This is a genomic window from Ensifer sp. MJa1, assembly GCF_037026475.1.
Taxonomy (GTDB): Bacteria; Pseudomonadota; Alphaproteobacteria; order Rhizobiales; family Rhizobiaceae; genus Ensifer.
In genome coordinates this window covers 178,206-198,768 of sequence record NZ_JAKUMO010000004.1, presented here as the reverse complement: position 1 = coordinate 198,768, position 20,563 = coordinate 178,206, and the positions used below count along the sequence as shown (strand labels likewise).

General features: G+C 61.1%; 21 protein-coding genes. 19 read left to right on the top strand and 2 right to left on the bottom strand.

Annotated features, from left to right (window positions below; translation table 11 throughout):
* The first annotated feature begins 14 nt into the window (after positions 1 to 14).
* On the top strand, positions 15 to 512 hold the full coding sequence (locus MKZ91_RS07920) for a flagellar basal body-associated FliL family protein (protein ID WP_336169762.1): 498 nt from the start codon (positions 15 to 17) through the stop codon (positions 510 to 512).
* A gap of 8 nt (positions 513 to 520) precedes the next feature.
* Positions 521 to 1,258 (top strand): flagellar type III secretion system pore protein FliP, encoded by a 738-nt coding sequence (gene fliP, locus MKZ91_RS07915; RefSeq protein ID WP_336169759.1) that lies wholly within the window; start codon positions 521 to 523, stop codon positions 1,256 to 1,258.
* A 167-nt stretch (positions 1,259 to 1,425) separates the two neighbouring features.
* Here the strand turns inward: fliP and MKZ91_RS07910 are convergent, their stop codons facing one another.
* Positions 1,426 to 3,339 (bottom strand): O-linked N-acetylglucosamine transferase, SPINDLY family protein, encoded by a 1,914-nt coding sequence (locus tag MKZ91_RS07910; RefSeq protein WP_336169758.1) that lies wholly within the window; start codon positions 3,337 to 3,339, stop codon positions 1,426 to 1,428.
* A gap of 391 nt (positions 3,340 to 3,730) precedes the next feature.
* Here MKZ91_RS07910 and MKZ91_RS07905 point away from each other — a divergent pair, with 391 nt between their 5' ends.
* On the top strand, positions 3,731 to 4,672 hold the full coding sequence (locus tag MKZ91_RS07905) for a flagellin N-terminal helical domain-containing protein (RefSeq protein WP_336169757.1): 942 nt from the start codon (positions 3,731 to 3,733) through the stop codon (positions 4,670 to 4,672).
* Here MKZ91_RS07905 and MKZ91_RS07900 read toward each other — a convergent pair.
* Positions 4,669 to 4,803: a hypothetical protein gene (locus MKZ91_RS07900; RefSeq protein WP_336169756.1), complete on the bottom strand. Its 135-nt coding sequence runs from the start codon at positions 4,801 to 4,803 to the stop codon at positions 4,669 to 4,671. The two genes, MKZ91_RS07905 and MKZ91_RS07900, sit on opposite strands and share 4 nt — an antisense overlap.
* A gap of 157 nt (positions 4,804 to 4,960) precedes the next feature.
* On the opposite strand from MKZ91_RS07900, the gene MKZ91_RS07895 reads away from it, so the two are divergent.
* The 16 genes from MKZ91_RS07895 (at position 4,961) to fliQ (ending at position 20,426) form a co-directional block, all read left to right on the top strand.
* Positions 4,961 to 5,902 (top strand): flagellin N-terminal helical domain-containing protein, encoded by a 942-nt coding sequence (locus tag MKZ91_RS07895; protein WP_336169754.1) that lies wholly within the window; start codon positions 4,961 to 4,963, stop codon positions 5,900 to 5,902.
* A gap of 377 nt (positions 5,903 to 6,279) precedes the next feature.
* Positions 6,280 to 7,224 (top strand): flagellin N-terminal helical domain-containing protein, encoded by a 945-nt coding sequence (locus MKZ91_RS07890; protein WP_336169752.1) that lies wholly within the window; start codon positions 6,280 to 6,282, stop codon positions 7,222 to 7,224.
* A 362-nt stretch (positions 7,225 to 7,586) separates the two neighbouring features.
* A complete protein-coding gene (locus tag MKZ91_RS07885; RefSeq protein ID WP_336169750.1) occupies positions 7,587 to 8,549 on the top strand; it encodes a flagellin N-terminal helical domain-containing protein in 963 nt (320 codons plus the stop codon).
* 445 nt (positions 8,550 to 8,994) lie between these two features.
* Positions 8,995 to 9,648 (top strand): hypothetical protein, encoded by a 654-nt coding sequence (locus tag MKZ91_RS07880; protein WP_336169748.1) that lies wholly within the window; start codon positions 8,995 to 8,997, stop codon positions 9,646 to 9,648.
* Complete coding sequence (locus MKZ91_RS07875) at positions 9,645 to 10,889, top strand: MotB family protein (RefSeq protein ID WP_336169746.1); 1,245 nt, start codon at positions 9,645 to 9,647, stop codon at positions 10,887 to 10,889. Before MKZ91_RS07880 ends, MKZ91_RS07875 begins: the two co-directional genes overlap by 4 nt.
* Positions 10,890 to 10,894: 5 nt before the next feature.
* The gene (gene motC, locus MKZ91_RS07870) at positions 10,895 to 12,193 is read left to right on the top strand and encodes a chemotaxis protein MotC (RefSeq protein WP_336169744.1); all 1,299 of its coding nucleotides are present in this window, start codon (positions 10,895 to 10,897) and stop codon (positions 12,191 to 12,193) included.
* The gene (fliK, locus tag MKZ91_RS07865; RefSeq protein WP_336169743.1) at positions 12,193 to 13,632 is read left to right on the top strand and encodes a flagellar hook-length control protein FliK; all 1,440 of its coding nucleotides are present in this window, start codon (positions 12,193 to 12,195) and stop codon (positions 13,630 to 13,632) included. Before motC ends, fliK begins: the two co-directional genes overlap by 1 nt.
* A complete protein-coding gene (locus MKZ91_RS07860; RefSeq protein ID WP_336169741.1) occupies positions 13,583 to 14,134 on the top strand; it encodes a lytic transglycosylase domain-containing protein in 552 nt (183 codons plus the stop codon). Before fliK ends, MKZ91_RS07860 begins: the two co-directional genes overlap by 50 nt.
* A gap of 270 nt (positions 14,135 to 14,404) precedes the next feature.
* On the top strand, positions 14,405 to 15,076 hold the full coding sequence (gene rem / locus MKZ91_RS07855) for a transcriptional activator Rem (RefSeq protein ID WP_336169740.1): 672 nt from the start codon (positions 14,405 to 14,407) through the stop codon (positions 15,074 to 15,076).
* A gap of 91 nt (positions 15,077 to 15,167) precedes the next feature.
* Positions 15,168 to 16,379, top strand: coding sequence for a flagellar hook protein FlgE (locus tag MKZ91_RS07850; protein WP_336169739.1), 1,212 nt, complete (start codon positions 15,168 to 15,170; stop codon positions 16,377 to 16,379).
* Between the two features lie 23 nt (positions 16,380 to 16,402).
* Positions 16,403 to 17,860 (top strand): flagellar hook-associated protein FlgK, encoded by a 1,458-nt coding sequence (flgK, locus tag MKZ91_RS07845; protein ID WP_336169737.1) that lies wholly within the window; start codon positions 16,403 to 16,405, stop codon positions 17,858 to 17,860.
* A 2-nt stretch (positions 17,861 to 17,862) separates the two neighbouring features.
* On the top strand, positions 17,863 to 18,921 hold the full coding sequence (locus tag MKZ91_RS07840; protein ID WP_336169735.1) for a flagellar hook-associated family protein: 1,059 nt from the start codon (positions 17,863 to 17,865) through the stop codon (positions 18,919 to 18,921).
* A gap of 36 nt (positions 18,922 to 18,957) precedes the next feature.
* A complete protein-coding gene (gene flaF / locus MKZ91_RS07835) occupies positions 18,958 to 19,305 on the top strand; it encodes a flagellar biosynthesis regulator FlaF (RefSeq protein ID WP_336169734.1) in 348 nt (115 codons plus the stop codon).
* Positions 19,302 to 19,751 carry a flagellar biosynthesis repressor FlbT gene (gene flbT / locus MKZ91_RS07830; protein WP_173515618.1) on the top strand — a complete coding sequence of 150 codons (450 nt, stop codon included), beginning with the start codon at positions 19,302 to 19,304 and terminating at the stop codon, positions 19,749 to 19,751. The genes flaF and flbT overlap by 4 nt, the downstream gene beginning before the upstream one ends.
* Entirely contained in the window at positions 19,742 to 20,152 is a 411-nt protein-coding gene (gene flgD, locus MKZ91_RS07825; protein ID WP_336169729.1) for a flagellar hook assembly protein FlgD, read from the top strand. Before flbT ends, flgD begins: the two co-directional genes overlap by 10 nt.
* 7 nt (positions 20,153 to 20,159) lie before the next feature.
* Entirely contained in the window at positions 20,160 to 20,426 is a 267-nt protein-coding gene (fliQ, locus tag MKZ91_RS07820; protein WP_034800750.1) for a flagellar biosynthesis protein FliQ, read from the top strand.
* Positions 20,427 to 20,563: the final 137 nt, after the last annotated feature.

Here is a 20,563-nt window from a genome sequence, read left to right as displayed (position 1 = left end):
CAGGGAACGGCAAGATGGAAGAACTCGACACCGCCACCAGCCCGAAGCCACCGTCGAAGGTGCTGACCATCGCGGTCGTCGCCGTGCTGACGCTTGTCGCCGGCGGCGGCGGCTGGCTGGTCGGCGGCCTGCTCGCGCCGCCTCCGCCGAAGGAACAGGTCGAAGCGACCAAGGAGCCGGCCGCCAACGCGACCGGTGAAGAGGGCGTGCCGAAGGTTGCGACCGAGGCGAACGGCGTCGTCCAGCTCGAGCCGATTACCACCAACCTTGCCTATCCTTCGGAAAACTGGATCCGCCTCGAGCTGGCGCTGCAGTTTGACGGCGTGCCGGATCCCAAGCTGGCCGAGCAGATCCACCAGGACATCGCCGCCTACATGAAGACGGTCTCGCTGCAGCAGATCCAGGGCCCGCGCGGCTTTCAATATCTCCGGGATGACATCCAGGAGCGGGTTGACCTGCGCTCCGATGGACGCGTAACCAATGTGATGTTTAGAACCTTCGTCATCCAATGATTCGGTAAATGGTCCGGCTTGTCGCCTTTATAGTCGCCATGATGGCGATGTCCGGTATTGCCGGCGCCCAGAGTTTTCCCTCTGAAATCCTCAATACGCCCGTCGACGGCTCGGTCGCCTCGTGGATCATCCGTACCTTCGGTCTCTTGACCGTTCTGTCGGTGGCTCCCGGCATCCTGATCATGGTCACGAGCTTTCCGCGCTTCGTGATCGCCTTTGCCATCCTGCGCACCGGCATGGGCCTGGCGACCACGCCATCCAACATGATCATGGTTTCCCTGGCACTGTTCATGACCTTCTACGTCATGGCACCGACCTTCGATCGTGCCTGGCGCGACGGCATCGACCCGCTGCTCAAGAACCAGATCACCGAGACCGAGGCGATCCCGCGGGTGACCGAGCCGTTCCGGGAGTTCATGCTCGCCAACACCCGCGACAAGGACCTGCAGCTCTTCATCGATATCGCCAAGGAAAAGGGCCAGACCGTCGTTGTCGACGACAAGGTCGACCTGCGCGCCGTCGTTCCGGCCTTCATGATCTCGGAAATTCGTCGCGGTTTCGAGATCGGCTTCCTGATCATGTTGCCGTTCCTGGTGATCGACCTCATCGTCGCCACCATCACCATGGCCATGGGCATGATGATGCTGCCACCGACTGCGATCTCATTGCCGTTCAAGATTCTGTTCTTCGTGCTGATCGATGGCTGGAACCTGCTGGTCGGCAGCCTGGTGCGCTCTTTTAGCTAGGCTTCACGTCGGATCGCTTGAAAGCGGAAGGGATGCGAATTTGGCCGGCGTCGCGCCGGTCTGTTCGCTGAAATGCCCTGGCGCAGGCGGCGCAGCCGCCCTCTCGGCACAAAAAAAAGGCAGCGCCTCGGCGCTGCCTTTGTCGTTTGCGGGTGATCGCCGGCCGCTTAGTGTTCGAACGAAGCTGCGCGTGGCGGCAGAGCCGGAACATCGATATGTTCCGGCGCCAGTCCGCGTCGAGCGCGGTCAGCCATCATTTCGAAGCCGGTCTCCAGGTGACGGCAGAAGCGTTCAGCGTCGAACAGCGGCATGAGGAACCGGTTCTGCTCGAGCGTTTTGCGATAGTCTGCGATCGTGTCGCGGTTGTTGTAGAGCGCAATGGCCTGACGCACGTAGTCCTCGGGCCCTTCCGCCACAAGTTCCGGCACGCCGATAGCGTTGAGCAGGCTCTCGCTCACGCGTGAGGCGAAGTTGGTGCCCTTGAAGGTGAGCACCGGCAGGCCGGCCCAGAGCTGTTCGGACGTCGTCGTGTGGCCGTTATAGGGGTAGGTGTCGAGGCCGATGTCGGCTGCCGGTATGCGGCTGATGTGGTCGTGGTAAAGAACCTTAGTGCACAGGATGATCCGCTTGGTATCGATGCCGGCGCTCTTGAACTTGGCAAGCAGGTTCGCCTGCGCATCGGGACGGCTGCACATCAGCCACAGCACGCTGCCTGGCGTCTGGCGAAGGATATCGACCCACAGATTGACCGTCTGCAGCGAGATCTTGCGGTTGGCGTTGAAGGACGCAAAGACGAAGGCGTCCTCGGGCAGGCCGAGCTGGCGGCGCGACAAAGATTGCGGGCGCGGTCGGCTGAAAGGATCATTCGGCTGGTAGGTTTCCGGCAGGCGGCAGTATTTTTCGTAATAGTGCGCCTCGCTGCCATCGGGCAGAACGTAAGGGTCGCCGACGATGTAATCGAGGTCGATATTGACGTTGGTCCCGGGGAAGCCGAGCCAGCTGACCTGGATGGGAGCAGCTTTCTGGTTGAAGATCGTCACCCGGCTTTCGAGCGTGTGGCCCTTCAGATCGACGAGAATGTCGATGTTTTCGGCGCGGATGACTTCGGCTGCCTGTTCGTCCGTGAGATCGCCGATCGAGATGATCCGACCCCATTTTTCGCGAGAGCCGTTGTCGCGGGCGACATTGCCCGGAGCCGTGTGGCAGAACAGGGTAATGTCGAAGCGCGTGCGATCGTGCGCCATCATCACGGCGGACAGCAGCTTCATTGTCGCGTGGTCGTGCCAGAGGTCGGACGAGACATAGCCGATCCGGATGCGCTCACCCCACGCATGCGGCAAGGCGCGGCGGGCTTCTGCCTGTTCGCGAGGGATGGCGCGAAACACCGCGCCGGCGATCCGGTTCAGCCTTTCGTCGCCGCACCAGGTCACGTGGTAGTAAGGCGCCTCCGCCGCGAGGATGTCTTCCTGGCCGAGCTTGAGGGCTTTCTGAATGTCGCGATCGTGTTTCTCGACCTCCACGTAATCGTTGGCTTCGCGGGCATAGACGAGATAGGCGGAGCGCAACGTCGTATTCTTGGGGTGAGCCTTGAAGAGATTGGCGACGGCGTCGCGGTCCTGCAAATCGCCGACATCGGCGGTCAGCAGTTTGAAGGCCAGTGCCTGATGCAGGCGATTGGCGCTCGTCGATAGCGGTGCCTTGAACAGGCCGAGGATTTCTTTCTGGTCGCGTTTCAGAAAGATCGAGGCGATGATGAAGGCGATCTCCGGATCCGTCTTGGCTTTCTCGAGAAGCGGCAGTCCGATGGCGAGCGCCTCGTCCTCGTGTCCGTTGACGAAATAGAGCTTCATCGCTTCGGTGAGGTAGTCCTGCGCGCGCGAGCCGCCGCCTTCTCCAGCGAGCTGGAAGGCGCGGGCCGCCTCCGGCTTGAAGCCAAGCTTCAGCAACACCTTGGCGAGAAGCACGTAGGTCTTGGTGTCCCGATTGAAGTTCATCAGGATGTTGAGCTGATCGAGCGCGTCCGTGTACTGGCCTTTCTGATATTGCCGGGAAGCGGACGAGAAGATGGCTTGGGCGTTCACTGAGGGCTCCGTCGAATAGGCATCCGGACTGGAGGCCGGGATACCGCAATGCAGGTCTTGCAGGCATGGTAGGGGCGGGAGCTTGCCTCAGGCATGACACTGGCGAGCCGGATGTGGGCGCTGTTCCTGTGTCAACAAGCGCCATTGAAAGGGCGGTGACCGCCGCTGCGAAGACCGACTTAAAGCCTTGTTAAGTATAAACTATCTCTCGTTGGCGCTGCCCAGGCATTTAAGGAATTCGCAAGCATTGGGCTCGATATTCGGCCTCACATGACGGGTTTGGTTTCTTCCGAGACAGTCGTTGGAACCGAGAGGCATGAAGCCGATCCGCCATCACCGGTGAAGTCCGGTATGTCCCCCAAATCGTCTTAAGTAATAAAGGGACACTCTAATGACGAGCATCATGACCAACTCCGCCGCAATGGGCGCGCTTGCTACCCTGCGTTCGATCAACTCCCAGATGGAAACCACCCAGGACCGCGTTTCGTCGGGCCTGCGCGTCGGCTCCGCTTCTGACAACGCCGCTTACTGGTCGATCGCGACCACCATGCGTTCGGACAACAAGGCGCTCTCCACGGTTCAGGACGCCCTCGGCCTCGGCGCTGCCAAGACCGACGTTGCCTACACGGCCATGGAAAGCTCCAAGGACGTCGTCGACGAGATCAAGAAGAAGCTGGTTGCCGCCAGCGAGCCGGGCGTTGACAAGAGCAAGATCCAGAAGGAAGTCAAGGAGCTGCAGAACCAGCTCGTGAGCATCGCGAAGTCGGCTTCGTTCTCCGGCGAAAACTGGGTCTACAACGACGCCAACAACGCGGCCGGCACCAAGTCGATCGTCGGTTCGTTCAACCGCGACAACAAGGGCAACGTCAGCCTGACGCAGCTGAACTTCGACACGAACAAGAGCTCGCTGATCGAAGTCGACACTGCCGGCGCCAACGTCACGAACGGCACGGGCCTGCTCTCCAACAACATGGAGTACAAGGACGCTACCGGCTCGACGGTCACCGCGTCTTACAGCGTCCTGTCGATGGACATCACCAACATGACCGTTGGCGCGCTGGCGGATGCCATCAAGGGCGTTGACGCGACGCTGCTGCAGATGACCGACGCCGCTTCCGACCTCGGTGCGCTCAACAGCCGCGTCGAGCTGCAGAAGAACTTCGTTCAGGACCTCTCGGACTCGATCGAGAAGGGCATCGGCAAGCTCGTCGACGCCGACATGAACGAAGAGTCGACCCGCCTGAAGGCCCTGCAGACGCAGCAGCAGCTCGGCATCCAGGCGCTCTCGATCGCCAACTCGAACTCGCAGAACATCCTGTCGCTGTTCCGTTAATCGGGCGCCTGGCGGCGCAGGTCCAAAGCGTGCGCCACCGACAGAAAATCAGAACCGCGCTTCGCAAGAGGCGCGGTTTTTTGCTGCGCTGTTTCGCGCGCCTCGAGCAGTTTCGAAAAATGTTGCTGCATCTTAGGCTGCCGTTAACCACAGTGGTGTTTGCTGTGTCCATCGAAGGAGCGGGTTAACCAACAACATTAACGGGTTAACAGGCATGAGGCTGACCGCTGCTTCCCGGGTAATCCCGGAATGTCCCTTTTACTCGTATTGCCAAGGGGCACTCAGCCAATGACCAGCATCATGACGAACACCGCCGCAATGGCGGCTCTTTCCACCCTGCGTTCGATCAACTCCTCGATGGAAACCACCCAGGACCGCGTCTCGTCGGGCCTGCGCGTCGGCTCCGCTGCCGACAACGCCGCTTACTGGTCGATCGCAACCACCATGCGTTCGGACAACAAGGCTCTTGGTACCGTCGAAGACGCCCTCGGCCTCGGCGCTGCCAAGACCGACGTTGCCTACACGGCGATGGAAAACTCCAAGGACGTTGTTGACGAGATCAAGAAGAAGCTGGTTGCTGCCAGCGAGCCGGGCGTCGACAAGAGCAAGATCCAGAAGGAAATCAAGGAGCTGCAGAACCAGCTGATCAGCATTTCCAAGTCGGCTTCGTTCTCCGGCGAAAACTGGGTCTACAACGACGCCAACAACACGGCTGCCACCAAGTCGATCGTCGGTTCGTTCAACCGCGACGCCCAGGGCAATGTCAGCCTGACGACGCTGCAGTTCGACACGAACAAGAGCTCGCTGATCGAAGTCGATACCGCCGGCGCCAACGTCACCAACGGTACGGGCCTGCTCTCCAGCTACATGGAGTACAAGGACGCTACCGGCGCGACGACGACGATGAGCATCAGCGTTCTGTCGATGGACATCACCAACATGACCGTTGGCGCGCTGGCTAATGCCATCAAGGGCGTCGACGCAACGCTGCTGCAGATGACCGACGCTGCCGCCGACCTCGGTGCGCTCAACAGCCGCGTCGAGCTGCAGAAGAACTTCGTTCAGGACCTCTCGGACTCGATCGAGAAGGGCATCGGCAAGCTCGTCGACGCCGACATGAACGAAGAGTCGACCCGCCTGAAGGCCCTGCAGACGCAGCAGCAGCTCGGCATCCAGGCGCTCTCGATCGCCAACTCGAACTCGCAGAACATCCTCTCGCTGTTCCGTTAACCGGGCGCCAGGCGGCGCGGGTCGAAAGTCCGCGCCACACGACAGAAAATCAGAACCGCGCTTCGCAAGAGGCGCGGTTTTTTACTGCATGATTCCTTAAACCGGAATCGATTTAAGGGTAGGATTACGCAGCAACTTTAAAGTGTTGCAGCGTCCTTAGCGCGTCTTAAAAGACGCGCGGCGCTGTAATGGGTGATTGCAGCGGTTTACGTGAAAAAATCGACGCGCTTTAGGCTTCGTTAACCATGATGGTGTTTTCTGTCGCCAACGAAACGGCGGGTTAATCAACGTTAACAAGCATGAGGCTGACCGCCGTTTCCCGGTAATCCCGGAATGTCCCTTTTCCTTCCACTTTGCCAACGAGGGGCACTCAGCCAATGACAAGCATCATGACGAACACCGCCGCAATGGCGGCTCTTTCCACCCTGCGTTCGATCAACTCCTCGATGGAAACCACCCAGGACCGCGTCTCGTCGGGCCTGCGTGTTGGCTCCGCTGCTGACAACGCCGCTTACTGGTCGATCGCGACCACCATGCGTTCGGACAACAAGGCGCTCTCGACCGTCGAAGATGCCCTCGGCCTCGGCGCTGCCAAGACCGACGTTGCCTACACGGCGATGGAAAACTCCAAGGACGTTGTCGACGAAATCAAGAAGAAGCTCGTTGCCGCCAGCGAGCCGGGCGTCGACAAGAGCAAGATCCAGAAGGAAATCAAGGAGTTGCAGAGCCAGCTGATCAGCATCGCCAAGTCGGCTTCGTTCTCTGGTGAAAACTGGATCTACAACGACGCCAACAACACGGCTGCCACCAAGTCGATCGTCGGTTCGTTCAACCGCGACAACAAGGGCAACGTCAGCCTGACGACGCTGCAGTTCGACACGAACAAGAGTTCGCTGATCCAGGTCGATACCGCCGGCGCCAACGTCACCAACGGCACGGGCCTGCTCTCCAGCTACATGGAGTACAAGGACGCAACCGGCGCGACGACGACGATGAGCATCAGCGTCCTGTCGATGGACATCACCAACATGACGGTCGGCGCGCTCGCAGCCGCGATTTCCGGCGTCGACGCGACGCTCCTGCAGATGACCGACGCTGCCGCCGATCTCGGTGCGCTCAACAGCCGCGTCGAACTGCAGAAGAACTTCGTTCAGGACCTTTCGGACTCGATCGAGAAGGGCGTTGGTCGCCTTGTCGATGCCGACATGAACGAGGAATCGACCCGCCTGAAGGCCCTGCAGACGCAGCAGCAGCTCGGCATCCAGGCGCTCACGATCGCCAACTCGAACTCGCAGAACATCCTCTCGCTGTTCCGTCAGTAAACGGACAGAAAGCGACGAGCGGCGCACTCGCTTGTTGCATCAGCTAGAGACGTTTGGGCCGCACGATCCGCAAGGGTCGTGCGGCTTCTTGGTTCGCCGATGGCTTTTCGGCTTTCGGTGAAGCTGCGGCTTGTTGGTGTTTGTGCCTTAACTATTCGTCCATATTCCTTACTTTTGTTCACCATTGTTACTGACTTCCTAACGCCGTTAACCATTTGTTAACCATGCAATCGTTACACATTGGTTAAGAGCGAAGGGTCGCCTCCAGGGCAAAACAGGGGCGATTCGCATGATGCCAGTCCCATCGCTGCCGGTACCGCACTCCGGAATGTCCTTAGAAATTCATTCGGGGCAGGTGACCAATGACCAGCATCATGACCAATACCGCCGCCATGGCGGCCCTTCAGACATTGCGCTCGATCAACACCAACATGGCTGAGGTCCAGGACCGGATTTCGTCGGGTTACCGGGTGCAAACCGCCGCAGACAACGCCGCCTACTGGTCGATCGCGACCACCATGCGATCCGACAACGCCGCGCTTTCGACCGTCCAGGATGCGCTCGGCCTCGGCGCCGCCAAGATCGATACAGCCTACGCCGCGATGAACTCGTCGATCGACGTCGTCAGCGAGATCAAGCGCAAGCTGGTCGCTGCCCGCGAACCCGGCGTCGACAAGCTGAAAATCGACAAGGAAATCACCGAACTCAAGAACCAGCTGGTGGCCGCCGCTCAGTCGGCATCGTTCTCCAGCGAGAACTGGCTCTACAATGCCAACACGGCCTCGGTCGGCACCAAGTCGGTGGTCGCATCGTTCAACCGCGATGCCAACGGCAATGTGTCCGTGACCACGCTCGACTTCGACACGTCCCAGTCGATGCTGATCGATACGGCCAATGCGAGCCGCGGCATTCTGACCAGAAGCTATGATGCTGCTCTGCTCACATCACCGACCGGAACAACGGGCGTCAGAATCTTCCATTTGATCGGCGCAACCACGGGAACGTCGGCGGAGGTCAAGCTGACCACCGCGACCACCGACGCGCAGATGGACGACATGATTCGCGTCGTCGACCACATCCTCAACCAACTGACCGATGCCGGCTCGACGCTCGGCGCCATTACCAAGCGCATCGACATGCAGGAAAGCTTCATCGCCAACCTGATGGATACGATCGACAAGGGTGTGGGCCGTCTCGTCGACGCCGACATGAATGAGGAATCGACGCGGCTCAAGGCTCTGCAGACGCAACAGCAGCTCGGCATCCAGGCGCTCTCGATCGCCAACACGAATTCTGAAAACATCCTGCGCCTGTTCCAGCAGTAAGGCGCGAGGGCAGGGCGCGGCCGCCCGGTCGCGCGCTGCCGGAACGCTTCCATTCACCCGGAACGCGGGTGAGAGTTGAGTTCTGCCACGTCGTCGGTCACGGCACCCGGTGGAAACGGTTGGACCGCGCTAATTGCCCTGGCGCGGTCCAACACCTTCATTTTCGCACAAGTTTGACCGAATAGCCTTCCCTCGCAGTCCTGTCGGATGACTGCCGGCCAAAATGAATCTTGCGCCGCCGCCTGCATTGGTTTCGCCCGGATGACCACCGGTTCGCATGACGCCGATGTACGTCAAGAATGCTGGGTTTGCCGTCATCGACGATCGAACCCGAGGGAGACATGTCAGCAGTGCCAGGAGCAATGGAAGTCCGCGCCAAGGGGCGCAGCCTCTCAGGCAGACAGGGATCGCCACGTTGGCACAGGTCCGCTGCAGAGGGCCGGCCATGAGTGCAATGCTCTCCCGCTATCTCAAGGACTTCAGCGCGCCGAAGGTCGAGCTGTCGCTGATGCCGCCAAAATACTTTGCCGATCTGGATACCGACTACTCCGCCGGCGAACGCCACGGCACGAGGCCTGTCATGCCGGAAATCGATATCGATGCGGAGCGCCGGCGAGCCTTTGCCGAAGGCCGTGCCGAGGCCACTGCCGAGCTTGTCTTCGAGCACGAGCGTCAGATCACCGATCTTCAGGCAGCCCATGCCGCTGAACTCGAGGCCCTGACACGGCGTTTCGAAGAGGAAGCCGCCAGTCGCCTTGCAGAGCGTTTCGCCGAGATGGCAGACAGCCTCGCGATCGCGCTCGGCGACCAGACGGCTCGCGTTCTTGCGCCGGTCATGGAGGACGCCCTCCTGCAGCGCGCCGTTGCCGACATGGCGCAAATGCTGAAACAGGGCCTCGTGGCCGGCGAGGGATGCACCGTCGTCGTCAAGGGGCCCGGTCATCTCTTCGAGGCGCTGAAGAGCCAGCTCGGGGAGGACATGCCGTTGTTCCGCCACGTCGAAACCGACGATGTTGATCTTTCCGTCGAGGTGGACGGCACGATCCTGGTGACGCGCATGGCCGCCTGGGCCGACACAGTCCGGAAAGTTCTCGCATGAGCGACGAAAACCATCACAACGGCAAGCACGAGATCATCATCGTCAAGCGCCACAACGGCGGCCACGACGGCCATCACGGCGGCTCGTGGAAGATCGCCTATGCCGACTTCATGACGGCGATGATGGCCTTCTTCCTCGTCATGTGGCTGATCAATGCGGCCAATGAGGAAACCAAGGCGGCGATTGCCTCCTATTTCAACCCGGTGCAATTGACCGATCAGAAGCCGGCCGAGCGCGGCCTGAAGGATCCGGCCAAGGATGCTCAGGGTGAGGAGACGCAGCAGCGCTCCAAGGTCGATGGCGAGCAGGAGAAGTCCGGCGGCTCGGCCAAGACCGGTGACCAACTGACAGCGACCTCCGGAGAGGAAACCAAGTATTCCGACGCCGATTTCTTCGAGAACCCCTATTCGGTGCTTTCGGAAATCGCCCGCGAAGTGGGCCAGCAGGCCAATATCAGCGTCAAGGGCGAGGGCGGAGCGGCACAGTCCGGCCCGGCGACCGGCGCAGATGGCGGCGAAGCCTATCGCGATCCCTTCGATCCGGACTTCTGGACGAAGCAGGTCGAGGTGAAGGACGCAGGCAACGTAACCGAAAGCGAGGTTGCTCTCGCCGCCAAGACGACGATGCCGGCGGGGGCGACGCCGGTGGTCGAGGGCAAGGCGAAGACCGAGGACGAAGGCACGGACAAGGCCGCCGAGGCGGCGGCAAAGTCTGCCGCTGAAGCCAACACTGGAGCCGACGGTCAGCAGAAGGCCGAGACTGCACCGGCAGACGCTGAGAAGCAGGCCGCCGACCTTCAGGCCGAACTCAAGAAGCAACTGGCCGGCGAGGCGGGCCAGCTCGCTGAAGGGCTGGTGGTGACGCCGGCCGAGGGTGGCCTCATGGTGACGATCAGCGAGCGCACCGACGCCCAGATGTTTGCCATCGGCTCGGCTGTGCCGCAGAAGGAACTCGTCGTGGCCATGGAGAAGATCGGCCGGCTGCTCGCCGCCCGACAGGGCGCGATCGCGATCCGCGGTCATACCGATGGTCGCCCCTTCAAGGACGGCACCTACGACAACTGGCGGCTGTCGGCCGCACGTGCCCAGAGCGCCTACTACATGCTCGTTCGCGGCGGGCTCAAGGAGGATCGTGTCAGCCAGATCAGCGGCTTTGCCGACCGGCGGCTGCAGATCCCAGGGGATGCCTATGCCCCGGGCAACCGGCGCATCGAGATCCTGCTGCAATCGGCCCCGGGTTAGTCGCCATGCTGAGACGCCTGCGATCCATCCTGATGACCTGCTGCGTACTCGCAGCCCCGCTTGGCGCCGGGGCCGCGAGGGCAGAGGACGTTGAGGAACTCGCGCCCTTCAAGATGATCAGGTCGCTGCAATATGTGCAGGACTCCGTCGTGCTTGGCGATCACTCCGCCATCGAGATGCAGCGCTTCATGCTCGGGGCAATCGACAAGCGGTTGCGTAGTGCCGATGCATCGGTATTTCGTGATCCGCGCAACGTCGACGCGGCGCTTGTCTATGCCATGAGCGGGGGCAACCCGGAGACGCTGAAGTATCTCTCGGACCATGACGTGGCCGGCAACTTCGATTCCCGCATCACGGAGGCGCTGCGCCAATATCTGAACGGCAAGGGCGGATTGATCGTCGAAAACCTGTCCGACGCTGCCCCGGAATACCGCAACGCCCGGATAGGACCGTATCTCTATCTCATTCTCGGAAACGCGATGTCGCAGCAGGATCCAGTTGCGGCGATGAAGTATTATGATTGGGCCCGCCTGACGGCTCCCGGCACGATCATCGAAGAGGCGGCATTGCGCCGTTCGGTCTTCCTTGCCGTGCAGGCAAACGATCCGGACAAGGGCTTCCACTATGCGCTGACCTATGCGCGCCGCTACCTGACGTCTCCCTATGCCAGCCAGTTTGCCGACGTCTTTGTTGAACTGGCGGTCGCGCATTTCGATGGGGCGGCACAGGAGCGCATATCCGAGATCCTCGGCTTCATGGACGCACCGCGCCAGCGCGAGGTCTATCTGCGTGTCGCGCGCCGTGCGGCCATTGCTGGCAAGCAGCCCCTGGCGAAGCTTGCTTCGCAGCGGGCCGAGGCGCTTGGCGCCGACGGCGCAGCGCAGCCCAAGGTCCTCGCCGGCTTCTACGCGGGACTGGCGGCCGTTCCCTCCAATGATGTGTTCGCCGCAACCGCAAGCATTACGGCGATACCGGACACAGAGCTTTCCGTGCGCGATCGTGCCTTGCGCGACGCGGCAAAGGCGGTTGCAGATGCGGTCGTCAGGCCACCAGACGGTGAAAGCCTCACGCAAGCGTTCGCGTCTAAATCCGATAGACCGGTCGAGACGGATGCCTCGGCCGAGGAAACGGAGACAGGCAGCGGCATGAGCCCCTTCGGCAGCGCGCAGACCCCAGTGGCTGCAGCGGCGAGTGTGGCGGAAGCCGACACTGGCGCAGCCAGCGATCCCGAACATGACGGGTTCGTGGCAAAGGGGAGGTCGAAGCTCGAAGAGATCGATGCTCTCCTGAAGGGGGGACAGTAATGAGGGCTCTTGATGACAGCCTGCGCGGTTTGCCTCCGGCTCCTGCCGGCATGGGCAACGGACGCGCCGGCAGCAAGGATCAGGCTGGCGGGCTTTTGGGAGGCGCGTTCGAGGACGCGGTCGCGAATGCCGGGCGCCAGAAGGGCAATGATCAGGCCGGTGCGGGCGGCGGCGAGGCCGGCGATGACCCGGGAACAGGCGACATGATCGACAGGGACAACATAGCCAAGACGATGGTCCGCAAGGCCCATGGAGTGGCCCAGCGCCTGGCCGCCATCACCCAGGGCGAGACGTCATTTGCCGAACGGGCCAACGGGCAACTCCCGGCGCTCGGGCGGGAGGTCAACGCACACCGCCTGGCTGAGAGCAAGATCGATACGACGAAGGCGGGCAAAGAACGAAGCAGTTCTGCCGACCCGGTAGATCAGGAAGGGCTTGCCGAGCGCATCGTGGCCCTTTCGAAGGGTCTTTCCAAGGTTTCGGCAAGCGGCCAGGCCGAGGCCGCGGACGAGCTCGACGCAAGCAATGGCGGCGAGGGTGCCGAGGCGACGCCCAGAAGCGAAATGGATGATCTGCTGACGCTGCTTGGCGGGGGTCAGACGCCCGCAATCGCACGGGGCGGCGTGGCTTCTGCTGCCGACCAGAACGCGGCGGGTGGCCAGGGCACCGGCATCGGCGCCTCGGGCGCGAGCGGGGAACAGGCCGGCAAGGCGGATGTTCCGTCGGGCGAAGGCGAGCCCGATCGGCTCTTCCGCTTCGCCCGTGCCGATGGCAAGGGACAGAACATCTCCATGAGCCTGTCCAGGGACGGCGAGGCCACATTCGACAGCAGCCGCCAGCAGACTTCCTCCAAGGTCGAGAATGTCACGGTGCTGGAGGCGCGACGGTACCTCGGTATCGCCATGAATGCGAATTCGAGCGCGGTGACCGATGCGATCGCGGGCGAGGCTGCGACCCAATCCCTGCAGCCGAGCGCAGCACTCGCCCAGCCGGGCGCCTGGACGCAGGCCGGCAAGACGCTGAACACGCTGAAGATCCAGCTTCATCCGATCGAGCTTGGCCTGGTGACCGCGACGTTGCGGCTGAAGGACGATGAGTTACAGGTCGAGCTGAAGGTCGAGACCGGCGATGCGTTCCGGCAGCTGCGCGACGACCAGGGCGAAATGGTCAAGGCGCTGCGGGCGCAAGGTTTTGCCGTCGACCAGGTGAACATCGTGTTCAATTCGGGCGGCGATGCGTCGACCGGCAACGGCTCGCAGGCACAGGCGCAGGCCGGTCAGCAGGGACGCGAGCGCGCCGACGGCAACGGCCAGCAGGGCCGTCAGCAGCAACGGGACGGCGGTCAGGCGTCGATGACGGAAAGGTGGGGTGGCAATGGCGGGACGGACGATGCGACTGCCGGCACTGAGCGCGCTCGTACTGGTCACGTCTACATGTAGTGCCTTTGCCAGCGCCGGCGTGTGTGAACGTGAAATCGTCAACGCCGCGGCGAAGTACAACATCCCCGCCGGGATCCTCTATTCCGTCGGGCTGACCGAGACCGGGCGAAAGGGTTCGCTTCAGCCCTATGCCATGAACATCGAGGGCAAGGCCTATTTCGGCAGCAGCGAGCAGGACGTTCTTGCCCGTTTCAGCAACGCTCGGGCGCAGGGTGCCAAGCTCATCGACCTCGGCTGCATGCAGGTCAACTACTACTTCCACGGCGAGCATTTCAACTCGCCGGCCGAGATGCTTGACCCGCAGAAGAATGTCGAATATGCCGCGCGCTTCCTGGCCAATCTGCACGCCAAGCATGAGACTTGGACAATGGCCGTCGCCCGCTATCATGCCGGGCCGAACAACGATCCGGCTCAGAAGAAATATGTCTGCCGGGTGATCGCGAATCTCGTCGCGACGGGCTACGGCAAGTGGACGCCGAACGCCACGCAGTTCTGTCAGTAAGCAACCCTTGATTGTTTTTATGAGTCACTTGCCGCATTGTGGCGACAATGCGCGGACATTGTGACGGCAAGCGCTTTTGTCGTGGTCCGTTAACTTTTCCACATTATTTTAGTATGTCTCTTCGAAGAGTGCTACTAGATATAGATCAAATCGGCGAAACATGGTTAATCAATTATTAATTCCACCCAGTAACTTCCTCTAGTTGTTCATGAATCCCTCGATTCGTACCTCTCGATCAGTGCGGAGCCATACTGATTCGGAGGCGGGCGAATGATCGTAGTGGTTGATGAAAGAGAGCTGGTGAAGGACGGGTACGCGTCCCTCTTCGGGCGTGAAGGTATTCCCTCGACGGGGTTCGATCCCCGGGAGTTCGGGGAGTGGGTAAATGCGGCCGCCGATTCGGATATCGACGCCGTCGAAGCTTTCCTGATCGGCCAGGGCGACACCACCTTCACGCTGCCGCGGGCGATCCGCGACCGGTCGATGGCGCCGGTGATTGCCGTCAGCGACACGCCTTCCCTTGAAAACACCCTGGCACTCTTCGACTGCGGCGTCGATGACGTCGTGCGCAAGCCGGTTCACCCCCGCGAGATCCTCGCCCGCGTCGCCGCGATCCGCCGGCGCCTGAAGGCGATCGCCAATTTCACCGACATCGGCCCGATCCGCGTCTTTGCCGACGGCCGTGACCCGGAGATCAACGGCGAGGTCTTTGCCCTGCCACGCCGCGAGCGGCGCATTCTCGAATACTTGGTTGCAAACCGTGGCCGCCGCGTCTCCAAGTCGCAGATCTTCAATGCGATTTACGGAATTTTCGACGAGGACGTCGAGGAAAACGTCGTTGAGAGCCACATCAGCAAGCTGCGCAAGAAGCTGCGCAAGAAGCTCGGCTTCGACCCGATCGATTCCAAGCGTTTCCTTGGCTACTGCATCGACTGGAACTAAGCGCCGCGCGGTCGAGCGGGCGCCGAACCAAGACAGGTTCACGCAAGGCCCGCTTCCTAGTGTCGCCGTAACAAGGAAATGAGGATCCGATATGAGTCTCTATGGCAGCATGAGAACGGGCGTGTCCGGTATGAACGCCCAGTCCAACCGTCTCGGCACGGTCGCTGAAAACATCGCGAACGCGAACACGACGGGCTACAAGCGCGCCTCCACCGAGTTTTCGTCGATGATCCTTCCCTCGGGCGGCGGCAACTACAATTCCGGCGGCGTCGAGACGCAGGTACGCTACAGCATCTCCCAGCAGGGCGGCACCAGCTACACGACGTCGGCAAGTGACCTTGCGATCAATGGCGGCGGCTTCTTCATCGTCCAGGGCGCTGGCGGCGAGAATTTCCTGACGCGTGCTGGCTCCTTCGTTCCGGACAAGGACGGCAACCTCGTCAATACCGCTGGCTTCAAGCTGATGGGTTACGAGTACAAGGCCGGCGCCGATCCGACGGTCGTCGTCAACGGCTTCGACGGTCTCACCGAAGTCAAGCTCAAGGATGAAGGCCTGGTCGCTTCCGGCTCGACCAAGGGCGCGATGGAGGCAAACCTCCCCTCGGGCGCTGCTGTCGGCGATCAGTCGAAGACCTCGCTGGTCGTTTACGATACGCAGGGCAACACTCGAATTCTCGATTTCACCTACACGAAAACGGGCACGAATGCCTGGAGCCTGAATGTCGTCGATCGCGCGTCGGGCACCAACATCGGCACGCAGACCATGACGTTCGACGCGGCCGGAACGCGCATCGGCGCCGTCCCTGCAACGCTGACGACGACCGCAATGACCGGTCTTCCCGGTACCGGCGCCAACCTGAGCGCGCTGACGATCGACACGACCAAGACGACGCAGCTCGGTGGCGACTTCACCAGCAGCGGCGGCGGCATCGACGGTTCGAAGCCGAGCAAGATGTCGGGATTCGAGATCGACAAGGAAGGCATCGTTTACGTCAAGTACGGCGACGGCAACCTCATCCCGAAGTTCCGCATCGCGCTTGCCACCGTGCAGAGCCCGGACAAGCTTCTGCCGCAGTCCGGCAACGTCTACTCGCAGGGCACTGATTCCGGCGTCATCGTCACCGGCTTTGCCGGCTCCGGCGCATTCGGCAACATCCAGTCCAAGGCGCTCGAGAACTCCAACGTCGACATCGCCAACGAACTGACCTCGATGATCGAGGCGCAGCGCAACTACACGGCAAACTCCAAGGTGTTCCAGACGGCCTCGGACCTGCTTGACGTGCTCGTCAATCTGAAACGGTAATTGAAAGAGATACGGCCCGCGTCATGTCGCTGTCCTCCGCAATATCCATCGCACAGCAAGCCTTCAGCAACACGGCGCAGCAGACCGCGATCGTGTCGAAGAACATCGCGAATGCGGGCAATGCGGATTATTCGCGTCGTCTCGCTCTCCTCGGCAGCACGCCGAACGGCGCGCAGGTCGTATCCATCTACCGGGCGCAAAACGAAGCGTTGCTCAAGCAGAACATCGCCAGCATCGGCGAAGCCTCGGGCCAGGCCCGGCTTCGCGATGGCCTGGAACTGCTGAAGTCAGCGCTTGGTGGCAACGACTACGAGACCGCGCCGTCGAAGCTCCTGTCCGATTTCCGCAACAGCCTGCAGACCCTGGCTGCAACGCCCGGCAACAAGACGATCGCGGCGACGGCCGTCTCGGACGCACAGGATCTCGCCGACTCGCTCAACAAGACCTCCACCACGGTGCAGGATCTGCGCGAAGATGCCGACAAGGAGATCGCGATCGAAGTTGGCAAGCTGAACAGCCTGTTGGCCGATTTCGAGAGGGCCAACAATGCCGTCAAGTCGGCAACCGCCCTCGGGGGTGATGCCAGCGACGCGCTCGACGAGCGCGACAAGATCCTGAAGCAGGTGTCGGAGATCATCGGTATCTCCACCACCACGCGCGGCAACAACGACATGGTGATCTTCACCACTGACGGTACGGTGCTGTTCGAGAACATCCCGCGCCAGGTCACCTTCGCGCCGACGACGACCTATGACGCCACCGTCACCGGCAACAAGATTTTCGTCGACGGCGTGCCGATTGCCGCCGGAACCGGTGCCGACACCACGGCCAAGGGCAAGCTCGCGAGCCTCGTGCAACTGCGCGACGATATCGCGCCGAAGTTCCAGTCGCAGCTCGACGAAATCGCCCGCGGTCTGGTCGAGCTCTTCAAGGAAGGCAACCCCTCGGGTGTGCCGCCGATCCCCTATCAGCCGGGTCTGTTTACCTGGGGCAGCGCTGGCATCCCGGCAGCAGGCGTCGTGGTTCCGGGCCTTGCGGCCAAGATCACTGTCAACGCGATGGCCAAGGCCAACCCGCTGCTGCTGCGCGATGGTGGCTTCAACGGCGTGGTCTCGAACCCGGGTGGGGCAGCCAATCCGAGCCCTGGCTATACCGCTCTCATCGACGGCTTCATCAACAAGATGGGCGAGAACATGTCGTTCGATCCCTCGACCGGTCTTGATGGGACCAGCAGCCTGTTGAATTTTGCGACCGGTTCGGTGGGCTGGCTCGAGCAGACCCGCAAGACAGCCTCGACCGCCGACGACAACAAGCAGGCGATGCTGTCGCGCACCCAGGAAGCGCTCAGCAAGCAGACGGGTGTCAGCATCGACGAAGAACTGTCGCTGCTGCTTGATCTCGAACAATCCTACAAAGCATCGGCCAAGCTGGTCAGTACTGTGGATGCCATGATGGCAGCCCTTATGGAAGCCGTGAGGTAATCATGAAGACGTCCTACGTTTCTAATCTGGCGATCCAAAGCGCGATGCGCTTGACGATCCAGCAGAACCAGACGGAACTGCTGAAACTGACCCAGGAACAGACGACCGGTCGGCACTATGACGTTGGTCTGGCGCTCGGCGCGACGGCTTCGCGCTCGCTCAACCTTCAGCGCGAGCTGGACCGCTTGAATTCGATGAAGAGCACAAACTCGGTCGTCACCCAGCGCCTGTCCGGCTCGCAGGGTGCGCTTGAGACGATGGCAAAAGCCGCCGAGAAGGTGCGTGACACGCTCGTCACCTACAAGGGCAATGACGCTGCGACCCAGCTCAAGATCCAGAAAACCGAGATCATGGGCGCGCTGCAGACCTTTACCGCGGCAGCCAATACCTCGTTCAACGGCGAATTCCTGTTCTCCGGCATCAACACCGATGCCAAGCCGATCGCCGACTACGCCACGACGCCGCCGTCCGCTGCCAAGACGGCCTTCGACAATGCGCTTTCGACCTTCATGGCAGCGCAGGTGCCGCCGCTGACCGGAATGGAACAGTTCTCCGTCACCCAGATGCAGGACTTCATCAAGAACACGGTCGAGCCGATGTTCACCGGCACCGGTTGGGACGCCAACTGGTCCGACGCTTCGAGCCAGAACATGACGAGCCGGATCAGCGCCAGCGAAGTCATCGAGAGCTCGACCAATGCCAACACCAAGGGCTTCCGGATGTTCGCGCTGGCAAGCGTGATCTCGGCCGAACTGATGGACAAGAACGTCACGCCCGAGGTGCGCTCGGCCATTGGCGTCGCTGCACTCGACTACGTGGAACAGGGCATTGCCGGCCTCAACGCGGAGCGCAGCTCGCTCGGTATCTCCGAAGCGCGCGTCAAGAAGGCCAACACCTCCATCGATGCACAGCTCAAGCTCGTCAACACGCATGTCGCCGATATCGAAGGCGTCGATCCGATCGAGACATCGACCCGGATCAACACGCTAAAGGTGCAATTGGAAACGTCCTATACACTAACCTCGCGACTACAGCAGATGAGCTTGCTCAATTTCCTCTAAGATGGGGGGAACCGGACAAACATGAAGGATGTCTGAATGTACCAATTTTCCTATGCCGAGATCATGGAGGACGGCGTCGCCGACTCCAAGAATCGAGAACGGCAGGTACTCGATCGCTCGATCGCGCTCATGGAAGCAGCGAAACAGCAGAAAGGGTATTCGAGAGAGGCCATCGAGGCCATCTACTTCACCCGGCGCGTCTGGATCCGTTTCATCGAGGATCTGCGCGCTCCGGAGAACCAGCTCAACGAAGAGCTGCGCGCCAATCTGATTTCGATCGCCATCTGGATACTCAACGAGACGGAGAAGATCCGCAAACGCGAATCCTCCAACTTCCAGGGCATAATTGACATTACCACCATCATCAGGGATGGACTGAAATGAAGAGCACACTGCGTATTTCGCTGAAGTCGGGCGAACGGATCTTTGTAAACGGCGCGGTGCTTCGCGTAGACCGCAAGGTGGCAGTCGAGTTTCTGAACGACGTGACCTTCCTTCTGGAAAACCACGTGCTGCAGCCGGAAGACGCAACCACGCCGCTGAAGCAACTCTACTTCATCGCGCAGATGATCCTCATCAATCCGGAAGGTGCGGAACAGTCGACCGCCATGTTCCGCAAGTCGATCGTCATGCTCTTGAACTGCTTCAAGAACGAAGAGGTTCTGGCCGAGTTGAAGCGCGTCGACGGTCTCGTCACCAACGGCCGCGCCTTCGAGGCGCTGAAGGCGATCCGTGGCCTCTACCCGATCGAAGACCGCATCCTCAACACCCAGGAAATCACGCCGGCTACGGTCGAGCAGATTCGCAAGGAGATCGCACCATGGCGGTAGGCGGCGTCAGCAACAACAGCTACACCCCGATCGTTTCCGGCCAGGATTCCGGCGGCGATGCGGCGAAGGCTTCACTGAATTACGAGAGTTTTCTGAAGCTGCTCGTCGCCCAGATGAAGAACCAGGATCCGACCCAGCCGATGGACGCGACGCAGCAGATTGCCCAGCTCGCGACCTTCTCGCAGGTGGAGCAGACGATCAAGACCAACAAGAACCTCGAAAGCCTGCTGCAGCGCACGTCGCTGAGCGAAGCCGACGCGGTGATCGGACGCACTGTCACCAGCGAAGACGGCAAGACCACTGGCGTGGTTAAGGAAGTGAAACTATACTCTGACGGAATCATTGCGGTGCTCGATAACGGCAAGGAGCTTGTTATCGGCCCGGGCGTCAAGGTGAAGTGACACATCCATGAATGAGGCGGATGCCCTCGATATTGTGCAGGCCGCGATCTGGACCGTGATCGTGGCCTCGGGCCCCGCCGTTCTCGCCGCCATGGTCGTCGGCGTCGTCATAGCCTTCATTCAGGCGCTGACCCAGGTACAGGAAATGACCCTGACCTTCGTCCCGAAGATCCTCGCCGTCATGATCACGGTTGCCGTTTCGGCGCCGTTCATCGGCGCCCAGATCTCGATCTTCACGGACATCATCTTCTCGCGCATCCAGTCCGGATTCTGATCCCGTCGGCTGCGTCGGGCGCCCCCTAGGACATCCCGCCTTTGCGTCGTGAAACCCTCGCGCAAGCTTGGGCCGTTATCTCCGTCACTACATTGGGGCAGCGCGTGTGAATGCTGCCTTGTTCTCATGATGAGACG